16 protein-coding genes and 1 tRNA gene are annotated in these 17,427 nt (G+C 46.2%); 11 read left to right on the forward strand and 6 right to left on the reverse strand.

The features are described from left to right. Both mutS and F8H35_RS01305 read right to left on the reverse strand, forming a co-directional pair. A partial coding sequence (mutS, locus tag F8H35_RS01300; protein ID WP_472571765.1) for a DNA mismatch repair protein MutS occupies positions 1-1,633 on the reverse strand: 1,633 nt, incomplete at its 3' end. Next, the gene (locus tag F8H35_RS01305) at positions 1,605-1,775 is read right to left on the reverse strand and encodes a DNA gyrase inhibitor YacG (RefSeq protein ID WP_472571766.1); all 171 of its coding nucleotides are present in this window, start codon (positions 1,773-1,775) and stop codon (positions 1,605-1,607) included. The genes mutS and F8H35_RS01305, both read right to left, overlap by 29 nt. A 67-nt stretch (positions 1,776-1,842) precedes the next feature. Between F8H35_RS01305 and F8H35_RS01310 the strand changes: the two genes are divergently transcribed. From F8H35_RS01310 to truD, 9 genes are all read left to right on the forward strand, one after another. Next, a complete protein-coding gene (locus F8H35_RS01310) occupies positions 1,843-2,787 on the forward strand; it encodes an RluA family pseudouridine synthase (RefSeq protein WP_472571767.1) in 945 nt (314 codons plus the stop codon). Positions 2,788-2,827: 40 nt separating this feature from the next. Further along, a complete protein-coding gene (locus F8H35_RS01315; protein ID WP_472571768.1) occupies positions 2,828-3,280 on the forward strand; it encodes a phosphatidylglycerophosphatase A family protein in 453 nt (150 codons plus the stop codon). Continuing rightward, on the forward strand, positions 3,280-4,698 hold the full coding sequence (gene accC / locus F8H35_RS01320; RefSeq protein WP_472571769.1) for an acetyl-CoA carboxylase biotin carboxylase subunit: 1,419 nt from the start codon (positions 3,280-3,282) through the stop codon (positions 4,696-4,698). The genes F8H35_RS01315 and accC overlap by 1 nt, the downstream gene beginning before the upstream one ends. Positions 4,699-4,718: 20 nt before the next feature. Continuing rightward, positions 4,719-6,575, forward strand: coding sequence for a sodium-extruding oxaloacetate decarboxylase subunit alpha (gene oadA, locus F8H35_RS01325; protein ID WP_472571770.1), 1,857 nt, complete (start codon positions 4,719-4,721; stop codon positions 6,573-6,575). 159 nt (positions 6,576-6,734) lie between these two features. Then, positions 6,735-6,811: transfer RNA gene (locus tag F8H35_RS01330), tRNA-Pro, on the forward strand. Positions 6,812-6,875: 64 nt separating this feature from the next. Next, positions 6,876-7,151, forward strand: coding sequence for a hypothetical protein (locus F8H35_RS01335; protein WP_472571771.1), 276 nt, complete (start codon positions 6,876-6,878; stop codon positions 7,149-7,151). Next, a complete protein-coding gene (locus tag F8H35_RS01340) occupies positions 7,151-8,659 on the forward strand; it encodes a YifB family Mg chelatase-like AAA ATPase (protein WP_472571772.1) in 1,509 nt (502 codons plus the stop codon). The genes F8H35_RS01335 and F8H35_RS01340 overlap by 1 nt, the downstream gene beginning before the upstream one ends. Then, positions 8,656-9,150 carry a D-glycero-alpha-D-manno-heptose-1,7-bisphosphate 7-phosphatase gene (locus tag F8H35_RS01345; RefSeq protein WP_472571773.1) on the forward strand — a complete coding sequence of 165 codons (495 nt, stop codon included), beginning with the start codon at positions 8,656-8,658 and terminating at the stop codon, positions 9,148-9,150. The genes F8H35_RS01340 and F8H35_RS01345 overlap by 4 nt, the downstream gene beginning before the upstream one ends. Positions 9,151-9,177: 27 nt before the next feature. Continuing rightward, positions 9,178-10,344: a tRNA pseudouridine(13) synthase TruD gene (gene truD, locus F8H35_RS01350; protein WP_472571774.1), complete on the forward strand. Its 1,167-nt coding sequence runs from the start codon at positions 9,178-9,180 to the stop codon at positions 10,342-10,344. Here the strand turns inward: truD and F8H35_RS01355 are convergent. From F8H35_RS01355 to F8H35_RS01370, 4 genes are read right to left on the reverse strand one after another with little or no spacing between them, the layout of a single operon-like run. Further along, on the reverse strand, positions 10,334-10,984 hold the full coding sequence (locus F8H35_RS01355) for an HDOD domain-containing protein (protein ID WP_472571775.1): 651 nt from the start codon (positions 10,982-10,984) through the stop codon (positions 10,334-10,336). The two genes, truD and F8H35_RS01355, sit on opposite strands and share 11 nt — an antisense overlap. A 14-nt stretch (positions 10,985-10,998) precedes the next feature. Then, positions 10,999-11,643, reverse strand: a complete 645-nt coding sequence (locus F8H35_RS01360) for an HDOD domain-containing protein (protein ID WP_472571776.1) — start codon at positions 11,641-11,643, stop codon at positions 10,999-11,001. Position 11,644: 1 nt separating this feature from the next. After that, a complete protein-coding gene (rsmB, locus tag F8H35_RS01365) occupies positions 11,645-12,979 on the reverse strand; it encodes a 16S rRNA (cytosine(967)-C(5))-methyltransferase RsmB (RefSeq protein WP_472571777.1) in 1,335 nt (444 codons plus the stop codon). Further along, positions 12,936-13,445, reverse strand: a complete 510-nt coding sequence (locus F8H35_RS01370; protein ID WP_472571780.1) for an adenylate kinase family protein — start codon at positions 13,443-13,445, stop codon at positions 12,936-12,938. The genes rsmB and F8H35_RS01370 overlap by 44 nt, the downstream gene beginning before the upstream one ends. A gap of 67 nt (positions 13,446-13,512) precedes the next feature. Here F8H35_RS01370 and carB point away from each other — a divergent pair, with 67 nt between their 5' ends. Continuing rightward, positions 13,513-16,734: a carbamoyl-phosphate synthase large subunit gene (gene carB / locus F8H35_RS01375; RefSeq protein WP_472571778.1), complete on the forward strand. Its 3,222-nt coding sequence runs from the start codon at positions 13,513-13,515 to the stop codon at positions 16,732-16,734. After that, positions 16,734-17,306: an acyl-CoA thioesterase gene (locus tag F8H35_RS01380; protein ID WP_472571779.1), complete on the forward strand. Its 573-nt coding sequence runs from the start codon at positions 16,734-16,736 to the stop codon at positions 17,304-17,306. Before carB ends, F8H35_RS01380 begins: the two co-directional genes overlap by 1 nt. Positions 17,307-17,427 lie beyond the last annotated feature (121 nt).

The raw sequence follows: 17,427 nt of genomic DNA on the forward strand, positions 1-17,427 counted from the left end.
CCTGTGCAACTTTTGCAAGTGAGAGGAGAACGTCAACGGTTGCAACAATCTCTGCAGACCTAACAATCCTTCCTGCGTTCTCGGTTATGAACCGGCGGAGCTCCGTAAACAGCTGGTACTCTATCTTCTCAATCCTTTCCTGGGCAGAGAGAATCTTCTCCTCAAACTCTTTAAGCTCAGGCGTTATGAACCTTTCAGCGTTAACTAATGTCTGCTTCCTTATGTAATCTTTGGGAACTAAATGGAGGTTGGGCTTTGAGACCTCAATGTAGTATCCGAAAACGTTGTTGAAACCAACCTTTAAACTCTGAATTCCCGTTCTCTTTCTCTCTCTCTCCTCTATCTCCTTTATTATTCTCTCTCCGTTCTCCTTTATCTCCCTTAAGCTGTCAAGCTCCTCGTTTACTCCCTCCCTTATGAGGCCCCCCTCACGGGATGTAAAGGGCGGGTTGTCTACAAGAACCCTGTCTATCTCGCAGAAAACGTCGTAGAGGTCGTCAAACCGGGAAGAGAGCTCTGTAAGGAGCGGAGAGTGGAACTCAGAGAGGAGTTTCTTTATTTCTGGGAATACCCTGAGAGAGTTCCTGAGGGCTGAAACGTCTTTCGGGTTTGCTATTCCAGAGGAGATTTTTGTTAATAGCCTCTCAACATCGTAAACTTTACTGAGCTTCTCCCTCAGCTCGTCTGCCAGGAAAAAGCTATCTACAAACTCCTCAACGGCAGAGAGCCTCTCCTCTATCTCTTTTCTGTTTTTTAAGGGGTGGAGTATCCAGAACTTTAAAAGGCGCCTTCCCATTCCTGTTTTCGTTCTGTTTAAGACGTTAAAGAGTGTAGCTGAGGAGAGCTTGTCGTAGAGGGGTTCAATGAGTTCTAAGTTCCTCTGCGTGTGGGGGTCTAAGTAGATAAACCGCTCTCCGGTGTATCTTTTAGGCTCTTTCAGTTTTGGAACGAACTCAATCTGGGTCTCTCTGACGAATGAGAGGAGAGCTCCCAGAACCTTCTCCTCTTCCCTGGACGTCGCCTCAGGAGTTTTCTCCTCTTTGAAGAAAGTCTCGTCCTTCTCCTGAATGAAGCTCTCGGGGAAGACTTCCGTTATAACGTTTTTAGGGAATTTCGGCGGAACGATTATCTCTTTGGGCTTGAACTTTGCAATGAGTGACTGGAGCTCCTCCCTGCTCATACTGGTGAAGTAGAGGTCTCCGCTTGAGAGCTCCGCCCAGGCAACGGCAAACATCTCCTTTTTGGGGTAGATGGCCATTAAAAACCGGTCTTCCGTCTCGTCCTCAAAGTAGGTTCCGGGAGTAATTACCCTTACAACGCCCCTCTTTACAACCTTCTTCCCCGGCTTTGGCTCTTCTAACTGCTCACATATTGCAACCTTGTAACCTTTGCGAACGAGCTTTGCTATATAACCTTCAGCGGCATGATAGGGAACGCCACACATTGGAGCCTTCTCTCCCCCCTTTCCAAAAGAGCGCTTAGTAAGGGCTATCTCAAGCTCCCTTGCGGCGACCTCTGCGTCGTCAAAGAACATCTCGTAGAAGTCACCCATACGGAACATAAGAATTGCGTCTTTATACTTCTCTTTCAGCTCTAAGTACTGCTTAAGAGCCGGAGTTATCTTCTTTGACAAAGAGCTCCTCCTCTACTCTGTACTCCTCGTTCAGCCACTTTGAAAGGTCTGCCAGTTTGCACTTTTCAGAGCAGAAAGGTCTGTAAGGGTTGTTCTCCCAGACTGTCTCTTTTCCACAGTTTGGACACTTTACTTTCTTCAAGCCGTCCTCAGAATAGGGTTTCCCGTCTTAAATTAGACGGAGAACTCTTTAAATCAAGGTTTGGGTTATGGAAGCTGTAGTTGATAAAGAGCACGCAGGGAAACGTTTAGACCAGTTCCTCTCTGAGGTTGCGAATATTTCCCGCTCTCAGGCCAAGGAGCTTATAGAAGAGAGGCTGGTTCTCGTTGACGGGAAAGAGCCCAAGAAACCCTCTCAGAAAGTAAAAGAGGGGCAGAGAGTTGAGTTTGAGATTCCGGAGCCTGAGCCTTTGGAGCTCCAGCCTGAGAACATCCCCTTAGACGTTGTTTACGAGGATAGAGACGTAATAGTTATAAACAAGCCGGCAGGACTTGTTGTCCATCCGGCTCCCGGCCACTACTCGGGAACCCTCGTCAACGCCCTACTCTACCACTGTAAAGACCTTGAGGGGATAAACGGAACCTTAAGGCCGGGAATCGTCCACAGGTTAGATAAAGACACTGCAGGCCTTTTGGTTGTTGCAAAGAACGACCTTGCCCAGAGGTCTTTAGTTGAGCAGTTTAAAGCAAGAAGCGTTGGAAGGCTCTACAGAGCTCTCCTCCTTGGGATTCCAAAGAAAGAGAGGGGCAGGATAGTTCTACCCATTGGAAGGGACAGGTTTGACAGGAAGAAGTTTTCTCCAAACACAACCTCTCCTAAAGAGGCCATAACAAACTACTGGATAACTGAGAAGTTCCCTCATTTCAACGTCTCTGAAGTTGAGTGTAAATTAGAAACCGGAAGAACACACCAGATAAGGGTTCACATGTCTTCTTTAGGCCATCCCCTCTTAGGAGACAGGACTTACGGCTACAAGCCATCAAGAATTAAAGATGAAAAACTTAGGAAACTTGTAGACGAGATGGGAATGCACGCCCTCTGCGCCTACTACCTCTCCTTTGACCACCCGAGGACGGGTAAGAGGATGGAGTTTAAGGTGGAGCTCCCCCCCGGCTACCGTAAAGTTCTCTCCTACCTGAAGGATGAGGAGTAGCATTTGGTAATGTTTACTGAAAACTTTTTGGAGGGATGGATTGAACTTTCTGATGGAGCTCCTTGCAACGGGCCTTTTTACAGGAAAACTTCCAAAAATGCCAGGAACGTGGGGTTCAATATTTGCAGCTATCTGCTGTTACTTTTTCTGGCCTGAAAACGTTTACGTTCAGCTTTTAGTTATTGGAATTACCTTTTTAATCAGCGTTGTCTCTGCCGATTACGTTTCCAAAAAGCTTGGAGATAAAGACCCTGACGAAGTTGTAATAGATGAAATTCTGGGAATAGAGATAACCTTTTTGGGCCTTCACGCTGCCCACAACGTAAAGGTTGCCTTCTTGGGCCTGATACTGTTTCGGGTTATTGATATAATGAAACCTCCGCCTATTAAGTGGTTTGAGAAGTTTCCCGGCGGTTTAGGAATAACTGTTGATGACGCCGTTGCAGGGGTTATCTCAAATGTTCTTTTAAGGCTTCTTGGAGGTTTTCTGTAATGTTTAAAAAGATTCTTATTGCCAACAGGGGAGAGGTCGCAACAAGGGTTATAAGGGCCTGTAAGGAGCTTGGAATAAAAACCGTTGCAATCTATTCAGAAGCAGACGTCAACTCACTCCACGTTAAGAAGGCCGACGAGGCCTACCTCATCCACGGAGATCCTATAAAGGTCTACCTCAACTACTACAAAATCGTTGATATAGCCAAAAGAGCCGGAGCTGAGGCCATTCACCCGGGATACGGCTTCCTTTCAGAAAGGGCAGACTTTGCAGAGTACGCCAGAAAACACGGCATAGAGTTTATAGGTCCTTCCGTTGAGCACCTTAAGATCTTTGGAAGCAAGATTGAATCAAAAAAACTTATGAAGGAGTTGGGCGTTCCCGTTGCGGAGGGCAGTGAGGAGCCTATTTCAGACGTTAAAGATGCAAAGGAAATAGCGAAGAAGATAGGCTATCCGGTAATGATAAAAGCTGCTCATGGAGGAGGAGGAAGGGGATTAAGAGTCGCACGGAACGAGGATGAACTTGAATCCCAGTTCCAGCTTGCCGTTAAGGAAGCAGAAGCAGCCTTTGGTAAAGGAGAGGTTTTCATAGAGAAGTTTATAGAGAACCCCCGCCACATAGAGATTCAGATAGTTGCAGATAAACACGGAAACGTTGTTCATCTTGGGGAGAGGGACTGTTCACTCCAGAGGAGACACCAGAAAGTTTTAGAGATAGCTCCATCTCCAGTTCTTACAAGGCGCCAGAGGGAAAAGCTTGGAAGGATCTGCGTTGAAGCAGCAAGGGCTATCGGCTACTACGGTGTTGGAACCTGGGAATTCCTGATGGACAAGTATGGGAACTTCTACTTTATGGAGGTGAACCCTCGGCTTCAGGTTGAGCACACGATAACCGAGGAGATTACAGGTATAGACATCGTTCAGGAGCAGATAAGAATCGCTGCTGGAATGGGTCTATCCTTTTCACAGAAGAACGTTCAGATAAACGGCTTTGCATTCCAGTTCAGGGTAAACGCTGAAGATCCGACAAAAGACTTCGTTCCTGTTCCGGGGACGATTACAGCTTATTACTCTCCAGGTGGAATCGGTGTAAGGATAGACGGCGTTGTCTACAAAGGATACACGATTCCGCCCTACTACGACTCAATGGTTGCAAAGCTTATCGTTTGGGGAAGGAACTGGGACGAAACGATAAGGCGTTCAAGGAGAGCTCTCGGTGAGTTCGTAATCCGGGGCGTTCCCACAACGATTCCATTTTTCAAGAAGATTCTCAACGACCCGGAGTTCGTTAAGGGACAGTTTGATACCTCATTCATAGACAGGAAAATTAAGGAGTTCACATTCATTCAGGAGACAGACCCGGAAGTTCTTGCCCTTGCAATATCTGCAGCAATTGCGGCCCACCACGGGCTTTAAAGACGTTTAGGAGGAGTTCAATGGGAAGGAAGATTCAGTTTACAGACGTAACCCTGCGAGATGCTCACCAGTCCCTCTTTGCAACCCGTATGAAGACAAGGGACATGGTTGAGATAGCTCCCGTTATAGATAAGGCCGGTTTCTGGTCTGTTGAGATGTGGGGCGGTGCAACCTTTGACGTTTGCCTCAGGTTTTTGAGGGAAGACCCCTGGGAGAGGCTTAAAACTTTAAGAAAACTAATGCCCAACTCCCGACTCCAGATGCTCTTAAGGGGTCAGAACTTAGTTGGTTACAGGCACTATCCCGACGACGTTGTTAGGGCTTTCGTAAGGAAAGCTGCCGAAAACGGAATAGACGTCTTCAGGATATTTGATGCGTTAAACGACCTTAGAAACGTTGAGGTTGCCGTTGAAACGGCAAAGGAGATGGGGAAGATCGTTGAGGGAGCTCTCTCCTACACAATCAGCCCAGTCCACACGGAAGACCTCTACATAGAGCTTGCCCTTGAGTTTAAGGAAATGGGGGCAGACGTAATTACTATTAAAGATATGGCCGGTCTCCTCTCCCCTGAAAAGGCCTACTCTCTGGTTAAAGCCCTTAAAGAAGAAGTTGGCCTTCCCGTCCACGTTCATACTCACTGTACGAGCGGTATGGCTGAGATGGCACAGCTGAAGGCGGCAGAGGCTGGAGCCGACATCTTTGACGTTGCAATTTCTCCTATGGCCTCAGATACCTCCCACCCTGCAGTAGAGACGATGGCCTACGCCCTTGGAGAGTTTGGTTTTGAGATAAACCTTGATAAATCTGCCCTCAAGAAGATGGCTCATCACTTTAAAGAGGTTCGTAAGAAATACAAAAAGTATGATATAGACTTTAAGGGAATAGACGCCGCAGTCCTTGAGCACCAGATACCAGGCGGAATGATATCCAACCTGATAAACCAGCTTAAAGAGCAGGGAGCCCTTGACAGGTTGGAGGAGGTTCTTGAGGAGGTTCCACGGGTTCGCGAAGACCTTGGTTACCCGCCTCTCGTTACTCCTACGAGCCAGATAGTTGGAACCCAGGCCGTTTTAAACGTCCTGGCCGGCGAGCGCTACAAGATGATTACACAGGAAACGAAGAACTACGTTAAGGGGCTCTACGGAAGACCTCCTGCTCCGATTAAGGAGGAGATTATCAAGAAAGTCCTTGGAGACGAAGAGCCAATTACCTGCAGGCCTGCAGACCTTCTCCAGCCGGAGCTTGATAAGTGCAGAGAGGAGATTAAAGACCTTGCAAGGAGCGAGGAGGACGTCCTCTCCTACTGCCTCTTTCCTAAAGTTGCTAAAGAGTTCTTTGAGTGGAGGGAGAAGGTTGAGAAGGGAGAGATTCCTGCTATTTCGGAGGAAGACCTCCATGATATGGAGGAAGAGGAGAGACAGTGTCCTCAACCACTTGCGCCAACTGAGTTCATTATAAACGTTCACGGTGAGAGCTACCACGTTAAGATAGCCGGCGTTGGCCATAAAAAAGAGGGTAAGAAGCCCTACTTCGTCAAGATTGACGGAAGGCTTGAAGAGGTTATGGTTGAGCCCCTTGTTGAGATCGTTCCAACGAGGGAAGAGGTTGAGATTGCAGGGGAGCTCACCAGCGCTTCAAAAAGACCCAGGGCAACAAAAGAGGGAGACGTTACCTCCCCTATGCCTGCGAAAGTAGTTGAGATTAAAGTTAAAGAAGGAGACAGGGTTAACGAAGGTGACGTTGTTGCCATAGTTGAGGCTATGAAGATGCAGAACGAGGTTCACGCTCCTATCAGCGGTGTTGTTAAGGCCATTTACGTGCAGCCGGGGGACAACGTTAATCCAGACGAAGCACTTATGACAATTGAGCCTGCGTAAGAGGAGGTTAAATGAGGAGACTTCTCCTCGGAGCTCTTTTTCTGACTGTTCTATGTGGAGTTCTCTCCTCTTGCTGCTGTTGTCACCCGTTTTGCCACCACAGGGAGTGCACCTGTCCTTGCCGTCAGTAGTTTGCAGGTATATATTTTCCTCTTGCGTCGGGGCGTGGCGTAGCCTGGTAGCGCGCTGGCATGGGGGGCCAGAGGTCGCCCGTTCAAGTCGGGTCGCCCCGACCATTTACTGAACAAAAATAACGGGTTAATTGTGAAAAGAGGGTTTTTAATAGTTTTCTTCTCCATTTTGTTCATTCCCTTTAATCTTCTTGCTTCCCAGAGCGGCTGGATTGAGAAAAATGGATACTACAAACCTTACGTAAAAGTTAAAACAGGAAATTGCTTGGTTCTTTTTATTACCGAAAAAGGGAAAGTCTACAGAGGAAAATGTAGAAAAAGGCGTTTGATTGTTACTCCTGGCAAAAGATTTCCCTCAAAAAACGAAAAAATAACGTTTATTGTTCTGAAACTTGATGGATTTTCCTATCCAGAGATTGTTGATACTGGAGAGATTGGTAGATAATGGTTTCTACTGTTTTAAGTTATGCGACTTTAGGTATTGATGCTATCCCTGTAAAAGTTGAAGTTGACGCTTCAAGAGGACTTCCAGCTACTGTCATAGTTGGCCTTCCAGATTCAGCAGTTAAGGAAAGTAAAGAGAGGGTGAGGGCTGCAATAACTAACTCTGGATATCCTTTCCCTGCTAAGAGAATTGTTATAAACCTTGCTCCGGCAGATGTTAGAAAGGAGGGAACCCTTTACGATCTGCCGATTGCTCTGGGAATTTTGGGGAGCTCCGGCCTTCTTAACCTTGAAAGGCTCTGTAAATTCCTAATTGCCGGTGAGCTGGGGCTTGAGGGGGAACTCCACCCCGTTAAAGGAGTTCTCTCAGCTGCCATTCTGACAAAAGAACTTGGTTTAGAAGGCTTGATTGTTCCTCCTCAGAACGTTGAAGAGGCTATTCTCATTGACGGTGTTCCCGTTTACCCTGTAAGGAACCTTGTTGAAGCTGTTTCGTTTATAAACGGAGATGTTGAGATTGAGCCTGCTAAAAGAAATAGTTTTGAATACTCCTTTAGCTATCCGGTTGACTTCTCAGAGGTTGTTGGTCAGTTTCAGGCAAGGCGTGCACTTGAAATAGCTGCGGCAGGCAGGCACAACGTTTTTATGGTAGGTCCTCCCGGTTCCGGGAAGACGATGCTTGCGAGGCGCCTTCCCACAATTCTCCCTCCAATGACAGAGGAGGAGATAATAGAGACCAGCCGGATCTACTCCGTTGCCGGTTTAACAGATGAAGTTCCTGTTTTACACCGTCCCTATAGAGCTCCCCACACTTCCGCTTCAGACGTTTCAATAATTGGAGGTGGAAACTCGCTCCGCCCGGGAGAGGTAAGCCTTGCCCACAACGGAGTCCTCTTTATGGACGAGTTTCCGGAGTTTAAGAGAAGTGTTTTAGAAGCCCTGAGGCAGCCCTTAGAGGATAGAGTTGTAACGATCTCAAGGGCTTCAGGCTCTGTTACCTACCCGGCAGACTTTCTTTTAGTTGCTGCTGCAAACCCGTGCCCCTGCGGTTACTACGGCTTTGAGGATGAGAAGAACTACTGTAAATGTTCCCCCGCTCAGGTGAGGAAATACAGGAGCAGGATCTCAGGCCCCATTTTAGACAGGATAGACCTCTACGTTCCAGTTCCTGCAGTAAAGCCCGAAGAGTTCAAAGGAAATAAGAGAGGAGAGAGCTCTAAAAAGATAAGAGAGCGTGTTGTTAGAGCTTGGGAAATTCAGCAGAAGCGTTTTTCAAAGCTACCCATAGGTTTCAATAGCCAGATGAGAAGAAAAGAGATAAGGGAACTGGCTGAAGTTTCAGCTGAGGCTGAGGAGCTCCTCATCTCTGCGTCAAAAACCCTGGGCCTTTCTGCCCGGAGTTTTGATAGGGTTCTAAAAGTTTCAAGAACAATTGCCGACCTTGAGGGGAGCGTTTCCGTTGAGTCCCACCACGTTGCCGAAGCCCTGAGCTTCAGGGAGGAAAGTTGAAAAGGGCTATTTTTCTGGACAGGGACAATACTCTTATTTACGACCCCGGGTATATACACGAGCCGGAAAAGGTAAGGCTCTTGGAGGGAGTTCCTGAAGGACTGAAGCTCTTAAAAGATGCCGGGTTTCTTTTAGTTGTTGTCTCTAACCAATCTGGAATTGGCAGAGGGTATTTTGAGGAAAAGGATTTCTGGGCTGTTAATGAAAAACTGCAGGAGCTCCTCAAACCTTACGGCGTTCAAATAGATGCCTTTTACTTCTGCCCCCACAGGCCGAATGAAGGGTGCAGTTGCAGAAAACCTAAAACCGGAATGGTTGAGAGAGCTGCTAAAGAGCTTGGAATAGACGTTTCTGAGAGCGTTGTAATTGGGGATAAGGATTCAGACGTTGAGCTTGCTTTTAACTGCGGCTGTAAGGCCGGTGTTAAGGTGGGAGCTCCCCCCTTTGAAAACTTCCTGAAGGCCGCAGAGTTCGTTCTCAGCCTATATTAACTCCCAAACTTTTGGGAGGTTTTCTCCTTGAAACTCTACTCCCGGATAAAGACAAAGCCTGAAGATTTTGTTGTTGAGGAGATTCCAAACCTTAAACCGGAAGATGAGGGAAAGTTCCACTTTCTTGAGCTTAAGAAGAGAGACGTTTCAACCTTAGAGGCTTTAAGGGTTATCTCAAGGTTTTTGAAAGTTCCCTTAAAAGGGATAGGTTTTGCTGGGCTTAAAGACCGATATGCCATTACAACCCAGTATTTAACTGTTCCAGCCTCTTATGAAATTTCAGACACCTGCTTCAGGTTCACCGGAAAGTGGCAACAGGTTGACTCCTTAGACTGGAACAGGGAATCAGGCTTCTGCATAAGGGTTCTTGGGAAGGTTAACAGGCCTCTAACACTGGGGAACTTAAAGGCCAACAGGTTTACGATAACTGTCCGGAACTTTGAGAAGAACCTGAGGGAGCGGTTTTACAGGAACTATGAAATAGTTAAGCGCTACGGCTTTCCAAACTACTTCGGAGAGCAGAGGTTCGGAAGTGTTAAGAGCAGGGATGACTTCGTTCTCAGGTATCTTTTAAGGGGAGACTACGAGGGAGCTCTCCGGAGCTACTTCTTCGGCAAATCTACAATTGATTTCTGGGGAGACTGGAGGAAACTCTATAAAACCCTTTCTCCCACTCTGGAGGAGTATGAAAAGGACTTAATCAGAGGCTTAATGAGAGGGCTTACCCCTGAGAAGGCCTTTAGAATTCTTCCCAAAAACGTTCGCCTCATGTTCAACTTTGCCTACCAGAGCTTTCTCTGGAACGAGGTTTTGAGGGAATACATAGAGGAGAAGTATCCCTTCGTTCGGGTTCCATTCATAAACAACTGGAAGCTGAGCTACTACTTAGAAGTTTACGACATAGACCACCTGAAAAGGCTTGAGATTCCCTATACAGGTCGGGAATTTCCACCGGAAGATAAAGTTCTGAAGAGAGCTCTTAGAAAGGTTTTTAAAAGATACGGAGTTAAAGAGGAGTGGTTTGACAGGGAAGTTGGTGGAATGGTCGTTATGACAGACGGTTTAAGGAAGGCTGTCGTTTTCCCTGAAGGTTTTAAGATTTTAGAAAAAACAAGGAGCCGGATAAAGCTTCAGTTCTCGCTTCCATCCGGCTCCTACGCTACAGTTCTTCTTCGGTTTCTCCTTAAAGGGTAGCAAGTATTGATTCTGCGTTATCTTCTGCCATAAGGCAGCTCTCCACAAGGTCTTCCTTTGGGAGGTTTTTGAGGAGCTCCGGTATCTCTACTGGCTCTCCGGCAGTTATTTTGTCGCAGAGGTTGAGGAGCTCCCTTGCCATCACTTTCAGCTTTCCAAGTTTACTTGAATCGTTCAGAATTCCGTTTATGACATACTCAGAGACTCCGGCCTTCTCAAGGATCTCTTTTATCTCCTCTCCCACTTCTCTGTGAACGCTGTCTAAAATACCAACCATAAATGCTTCATCATCGTGCTCGGGCATGATTTTTTTTGCCAGCTCTCTCATCAGGTATGCAAACTTAAGAACCTGTTTTATCTCTTCTCTGCTGGCGTTTTTCAGGAATGAAGACGTTAAAAGGACAAATACGTAGTCTTTTAGATTTCTGTATCCTAAGTAGGCTATGGCCTGAACGATGGACTTTATCTCCTTTCTTAATCCAAAGTAAGGAGAATTGATGAACTTTAAAAGTTTTGCTGAAAGGTTTGGATCCATACTCACTATTTGAGCTATTCGGTTTAGCTCTTCGCCTTCAAGAAGTGCGTTAATGAGCTTCAGCATTACCTCTCTTTTCAGTTCCAATCTCTCTATTTCCGACATTCCCTCTCCTCCTGTTAGAGTATTTCTGCAAGTTTTTCTGTCTCTTCCTGAGCTTCCAGACAGCTACCTATGATAATTTCTCTTTTTATATCACTTTTAGGAAGTTTGAAATTTTTGTCACCTTTTAATATTTTCTCACACCACGGAAAGAGCTTTTTAGCAAGTATCTTCAGTTTTCCTAAGGGAGATGAGTCGTTTCTTAAACCTTCAATTACCGCTTTTGAAATGTATACTTTCTCTAATTCTTTTATTAGTTTTTCACCCTCCTTTTGATAAACGTGATTCAGTATTCCTACTAGAAATGCCTCTTCTTCCAGGTTTAGTTTTGGGAAAGCCCTTTTTGCGATTGCTTTAGTCAGGTAGGCCAGCTGAACCGATTTGAGGAGTTCTTCCTTATCAACATTTTTTAAAGTTGCAGAGACTAAAAGGGCAAAAGCTATTTCTTTGAGTTTTCTGTAGCCAATATAGGCTATAGCGTCTTCTATTGAGTGAATCTCCCTTCGTAAACTGTGGTAAGCTGAGTTTACAAATGTAAGGATTTTAGCTGTTAAGTTTGGATCTGTTGAGATAATTCTTGAAATTGTTTCAAGCTCTTCTTCCTTCAGTATGGCTTCAATAAGTTTTAAAAGAACCGTTCTGCTGATTTCCCCTTTTTCCATTTTAACCTCTGAAAACGGTATAGTAAAAGCCGTCTGTACTGTCTCTGTGGGGAAAGAGGCGGAGTTCTCCGTTTTCTGTCCTTTCCTTTAAAGGTTCTGGAACTCTCTCAAACTCTGCCGGCTCAAACCCGTTCTTCAGAGCAAACCCTCTGTTCTCCTCTCCCTCTTCTCTCTCTAAGGAGCAGACGCTGTAAACGATAATTCCTCCGGGCTTTAAAAGGTCTTTCGCAGCCAAAAGGAGCTCCCTCTGGATTCTCTGGTTGTGTTTTATCAGCTCCATGCTCTTGTTCCACTTTCCCTCAGGGTGTCTCCTTATAACTCCCGTTGCGCTGCAGGGGGCGTCTATCAGGATTCTATCAAAGCTTTTGTAGAATTTTGCCCTGAATTTATCATCATTTCTTATGTCTGTAATTACCGGTTCAACGTTCTCTACTCCCAGCCTTCTGCAGTTTTCTAAGAGGAGCTCCATCCTTTTTCTGCTTACGTCAACAGCCACTATCCTTGCTCTATTCCCTGTTAAAGAGGCTATTGCCGTTGTTTTTCCTCCCGGGGCTGCTCCAACGTCTAATATCAACTCTCCCGGTTTAGGGTTTAAGAGGTATGCGGCCATGTAAGAGGCAGGATCCTGAACGTAGAAAAGACCCTCTTTGAAACCGGGGAGCTCCTCAACAACAACTCTTCCCTTTACCCTTACCGTGTGTGGGATGAACGGGTGAGGTTCCGCATCTATGCCGTTTTTTTGAAAGAGAGATAGGAGCTCCTCTGTTGTCGTTTTAATTAGGTTCACCCTAACGAAAAGTGGAGCAACCTTGTTGAGGGACTCTAAGAGGGGAAGGAGCTCCTCTCCGTAAAACCTGTGCCACCTCTTAACCATCCACGTTTCAAAGGAGTAGAGTGTGGAAATCCTTTTATAAAAATCCTTTATCCTCCCAACCTCTTTCTTACAGTCAAAACCTATCAGCCTTTTGGAAACCGCATTTACGAACCCTGCCGGCTTTCTCCCTGCAAGCCTCTTAACGGCCTCAACGGTTTCGTTTATAGCTGCATACTCCGGAACTCCTGTAAACATAAGCTGGTAGGCTATTAGCCTTAAGCCGTTCCGAACTCCACAGAGCTGTTTCTTTAACCTCTTTCCCGTAGACTTTTCTATGCAGAAGTCAAGGAGTTTAAGGTAGCGAACGGTTCCGGAAACGAGCTCCCTTATAAAAGCTCTGTCAACAGGCTTAAATTCCTTTATTAGAGGTTCTAAGTGTTCCCTCAGCCTTTTATCATTCTCAAAGGCGCAGAGGGCTTTAATAGCAACCTGTCTCGTCTTCCAGCCAGTCAACGTCGTCAAAAACCTCCTCTCCCTTTAGTGCTCTCTCAATGAGCTCTGCAACCTCTTCAGGGGTTCTATCTGTCGTATCTATGTGGACAACCCTGCAATCTAAAGGATTCTCAAAAACTTCCGTTGCAATAACCGCCAGCCTTTCTGCCTCTGCGTTTTCTTTTAGCTTTTCCTCTGAGTATCTTCGGGGTTTTAGCCTTTCAACAATCACTTCAGGCCTTGCCCTTAAAACAACTGTAAGGTCTGCCGGAATGAAATGGGCAACCAGCCCCTCTGCTATGAAGTTCTCCTTACCTTTGAAAAACTCCCGCAGTTTATCTACATCTACAACGTAGGCATCTCTCTTTTCGTCAAACTCTGTGTAGAGCCCTTTTTCCTTTATCAGCTTGCTGAGGTTGTAGAGAGGAGCTCCCAACCTCTTTGAGAGTATTTCCCCCACTGTGCTTTTTCCGGTTCCGGGAGTTCCGGTTATCACTATTCTCAAAGCGGTTTCTCCTTTCCGTTTAGGATAAAATTAGACCAAATTTTTCCGGGAGGCTCCTTTGCCAAAGAGGGAAGACCTTAAAAAGATTCTGATAATCGGTTCAGGTCCAATAAGAATTGGTCAGGCTGCCGAGTTTGACTATTCTGGAACTCAGGCCTGTAAGGCTTTAAAAGAAGAGGGTTATCAGGTAGTTCTTGTCAACTCAAACCCAGCAACCATAATGACAGACCCGGACATTGCAGATAGAACCTACATAGAGCCCTTAACCGTTGAAGCCCTTGAGAAGATTGTTGAGAGAGAAAGGCCGGATGCTCTTCTCCCAACAGTTGGAGGCCAGACCGCACTCAACCTGGCTGTGGAGCTCCACGAGGCCGGCATCTTAGACAGGTTCGGAGTAGAGCTTATAGGAGCAAAGATAGAGGCGATAAAGAAGGCGGAAGACAGGGAGCTCTTCAAAGAGGCGATGCTGAAAATCGGTTTAGAAGTTCCCCGGAGCGGCCTTGCCCACTCTTTAGAAGAGGCAATGGAAGTTCTTGACTATGTTGGCCTTCCTGCAATCATAAGGCCTGCCTTTACTTTAGGCGGAGAGGGAGGAGGTGTAGCCTACAACAGAGAGGAATTTAAGGAGATCGTTAAAAGAGGGTTAGACGCCTCTCCAATAAACGAGGTTCTGATAGAGGAGAGCGTTTTAGGTTGGAAAGAGTTTGAGCTTGAGGTAATGAGAGACCTCAAAGACAACGTTGTAATCATCTGTTCAATTGAGAACTTTGACCCTATGGGAGTTCACACCGGAGACTCAATAACTGTTGCTCCGGCCCAAACCTTAACAGACAAGGAATATCAGCTTTTAAGGGATGCAGCCATTGCCATCATAAGGGAAATCGGTGTTGAAACGGGAGGTTCAAACGTCCAGTTTGCAGTTAACCCTGAAAACGGCCGGATAATCGTTATTGAAATGAACCCAAGGGTCTCCCGTTCATCTGCCCTTGCCTCTAAGGCAACAGGTTTCCCCATTGCAAAAATCGCAGCCAAGCTGGCTGTTGGCTACACGTTAGACGAGCTTCCAAACGACATTACGAAGAAAACACCAGCCTCATTTGAGCCTGCAATAGACTACTGTGTCGTCAAGTTCCCCCGCTGGGCTTTTGAGAAATTCCCCGAAGCCGACCCGACACTTACAACCCGTATGAAGTCTGTCGGCGAGGTAATGGCAATAGGAAGAACCTTTAAAGAGGCTTTGAATAAGGCTATCCGCTCTTTAGAGATTGGCCGCTACGGCCTGACCCTGAAAGGAGCCTCTGAGCTCTCAGACGACGAGCTTGAGTCAAGAATTGCCGTTCCAAACGCCGACAGGGTCTGGTATATAGCCGAGGCCTTCAGGCGAAACTGGGATTTAGACAAACTCTATGACCTATCAAAAATAGATAAGTGGTTCCTGAACAACATAAAACAGCTTGTTGAAGTTGAGGAAGAGCTCAAAAAACACACTCTTGAGACCGTTCCGGGAGAGCTCCTCAAGTGGGCTAAGAAGTGGGGCTTCTCAGACAGGGAAATTGCAAACCTTCTTGGAACAACTGAAGAGAAAGTAAGGGAAAAAAGGAAGGAAATTTCTCCCGTTCTCTACAAAACGGTTGATACCTGCGCCGGAGAGTTTGAGGCCTACACTCCGTACTACTACTCAACTTACGACGGAAGGGAGTGTGAGGCCAACCCCAGTAAAAAAGAAAAGGTTATCGTTTTCGGCTCTGGCCCCAATAGAATCGGTCAGGGAATTGAGTTTGACTACTGCTGCGTCCACTCTGTTTGGGCTCTAAGGGAGCTCGGCTATGAAGCCCACATGGTTAACTGCAACCCCGAAACCGTTTCAACAGACTACGACACCTCAGACAAGCTCTTCTTTGAGCCGTTAACTTTTGAAGATGCCCTTAACATCGTTGAGAAAGAGAGGCCTTTAGGCGTTGTCGTCCAGTTTGGCGGCCAAACTCCCCTTAAACTCTCTGTTCCCCTTGAAAGAGCTGGAGTAAAAATACTTGGAACCTCATCTGAGAGTATTGACATAGCAGAAGACAGGGAGAGGTTCCGGGAGCTCCTTCAAAAACTCAACCTGAAACAGCCACCTTCCGGAATTGCTCGCTCATTAGAAGAGGCTGAGAAGATTGCCGAGGAGATAGGGTTTCCCGTTCTCATGAGGCCTTCTTACGTTCTTGGCGGAAGAGCAATGAGGATTGTCTACTCAATGGAGGAGCTCCGCCAGTACATGGCAGAGGCCGTTGAAGTTTCAGAGGAAAAGCCCGTCCTCATAGACAAGTTCCTTGAAGACGCCGTTGAGTTTGACGTTGACGCCGTTGCAGATGGAGAAGATGTAATAATCGGCGGTGTTATGGAGCACATAGAAGAGGCGGGAATCCACTCGGGAGACAGCGCCTGCGTTCTTCCAACCTTCTCAGTTCCCAAAGAGATAGTTGAGGAGATTAAAGAGATAACCCGTAAAATCGCCCTTGAGCTGAACGTAAAAGGCCTCATAAACATCCAGTTTGCCGTTAAAGACGGCGAAATCTACATCATTGAGGTTAACCCCAGGGCTTCAAGAACTGTTCCCTTCGTTAGTAAAGCCACGGGAATTCCACTTGCCAAAATCGCAACAAAAGTTGCAATGGGTAAAAAACTCAGAGAGCTTGGCGTTAAAGAGGTGGAACCTGAATACTACTCCGTTAAAGAGGCCGTATTCCCCTTTGACCGTTTCCCTGAAGTTGACCCGGTTTTAGGCCCGGAGATGAAGTCAACCGGTGAGGTTATGGGAATAGACAGAGATTTGGGAATAGCCTTCTACAAGGCACAATTGGCAGCCGGCTCAAGGCTTCCTTTAGACCCTTCCTGTGGTAAGGTTTTCATAAGCGTTAAGGACAAAGACAAACCCAAAATTTTTGGAATTGCCAAAAAGCTTGCCGATATGGGCTTTAAAATAGTCTCTACTGAGGGAACGTATAAGTTCTTAAAGGAGAAAGGAGTTCCCGTTGAGCTTGTTTACAAAATTCAGGAAGGGAGAAGGCCAAACATCGGAGACCTTATCAAGAATGGAGAAATATGCCTCATTATCAATACTCCAACAGGAACAAAATCAAAGAAAGATGCCTACAGCATAAGGCGTTTGGCCGTTAACTACAAGATACCCTACTACACAACGGTCCGCGGGGCTCAGGCTGCCGTTATGGCAATAGAGTCCATGAGGAGAGCAAACTTAGACGTTAAACCACTTCAGGAATACTACGGAGGGAAGTAATGGCTGAGGAGAAAAAAGGGCAGAATCAGGAACAGCCTCAGGTAATAGTTGGAAGTATGCCATACAGGGTTTCAATGGCAGAAGTAGATGCCTACGGCGTTATGTACTACTCAAGGTTCTTTGAGCTCTTTGAGAGAGGAAGAACTGAGCTTTTCAGAGCTTTAGGAATTGAATACAGACAGATACTCCAGCAGAAGCAGATTCTCATGCCTGTTGTAGAGGCCGCCTGCAGATACGTTGCCCCTGTTGTTTACGACGACCTCATAACCCTTGAAACTGCAATAACAAACATAGGAACAAGGGGAATAAGGTTTGACTACAGGGTTTTGAGAGACGACGTTGTTCTGGCAGTTGGATTTACCCAGCACATCTTCATAGATCCTCAAGGAAGACCTGTTTCATTTGGAAAAGAGGTTGTGGAGCTCCTCAAATCTAAAGGCATCATAAAAGACGTTCAGCTTGTAGAGGAGCCTGCAGAAGAACAACAGCCCTCTCAGGAGGGAATAACAGACAAACTGAAAAAACTCATAACTGAAAGAGTTGAGAAAAACGATGACGGAACAACCAATTAGCAGGTAAATTTTGAATTGGGGGGAGCTCCCCCCTTTTATCTAAAGTTTAATAACCCGGAAAGTTGTATAATTGAATTTGCTCTTTGACATTTGAATAGGAAACTTAAGGATGTTTTTAAAC

The organism is Thermovibrio sp., assembly GCA_015488335.1.
Lineage (GTDB): Bacteria > Aquificota > Aquificia > Desulfurobacteriales > Desulfurobacteriaceae > Balnearium.

Coding starts and splice junctions, on each gene's coding strand:
- F8H35_RS01340 (WP_472571772.1), top strand. CDS start 7,151: ATGGTTTCTACTGTTTTAAGTTATGCGACTTTAGGTATTGATGCTATC.
- oadA (WP_472571770.1), top strand. CDS start 4,719: ATGGGAAGGAAGATTCAGTTTACAGACGTAACCCTGCGAGATGCTCAC.
- F8H35_RS01355 (WP_472571775.1), bottom strand. CDS start 10,984: ATGTCGGAAATAGAGAGATTGGAACTGAAAAGAGAGGTAATGCTGAAG.
- F8H35_RS01310 (WP_472571767.1), top strand. CDS start 1,843: ATGGAAGCTGTAGTTGATAAAGAGCACGCAGGGAAACGTTTAGACCAG.
- accC (WP_472571769.1), top strand. CDS start 3,280: ATGTTTAAAAAGATTCTTATTGCCAACAGGGGAGAGGTCGCAACAAGG.
- F8H35_RS01360 (WP_472571776.1), bottom strand. CDS start 11,643: ATGGAAAAAGGGGAAATCAGCAGAACGGTTCTTTTAAAACTTATTGAA.
- F8H35_RS01380 (WP_472571779.1), top strand. CDS start 16,734: ATGGCTGAGGAGAAAAAAGGGCAGAATCAGGAACAGCCTCAGGTAATA.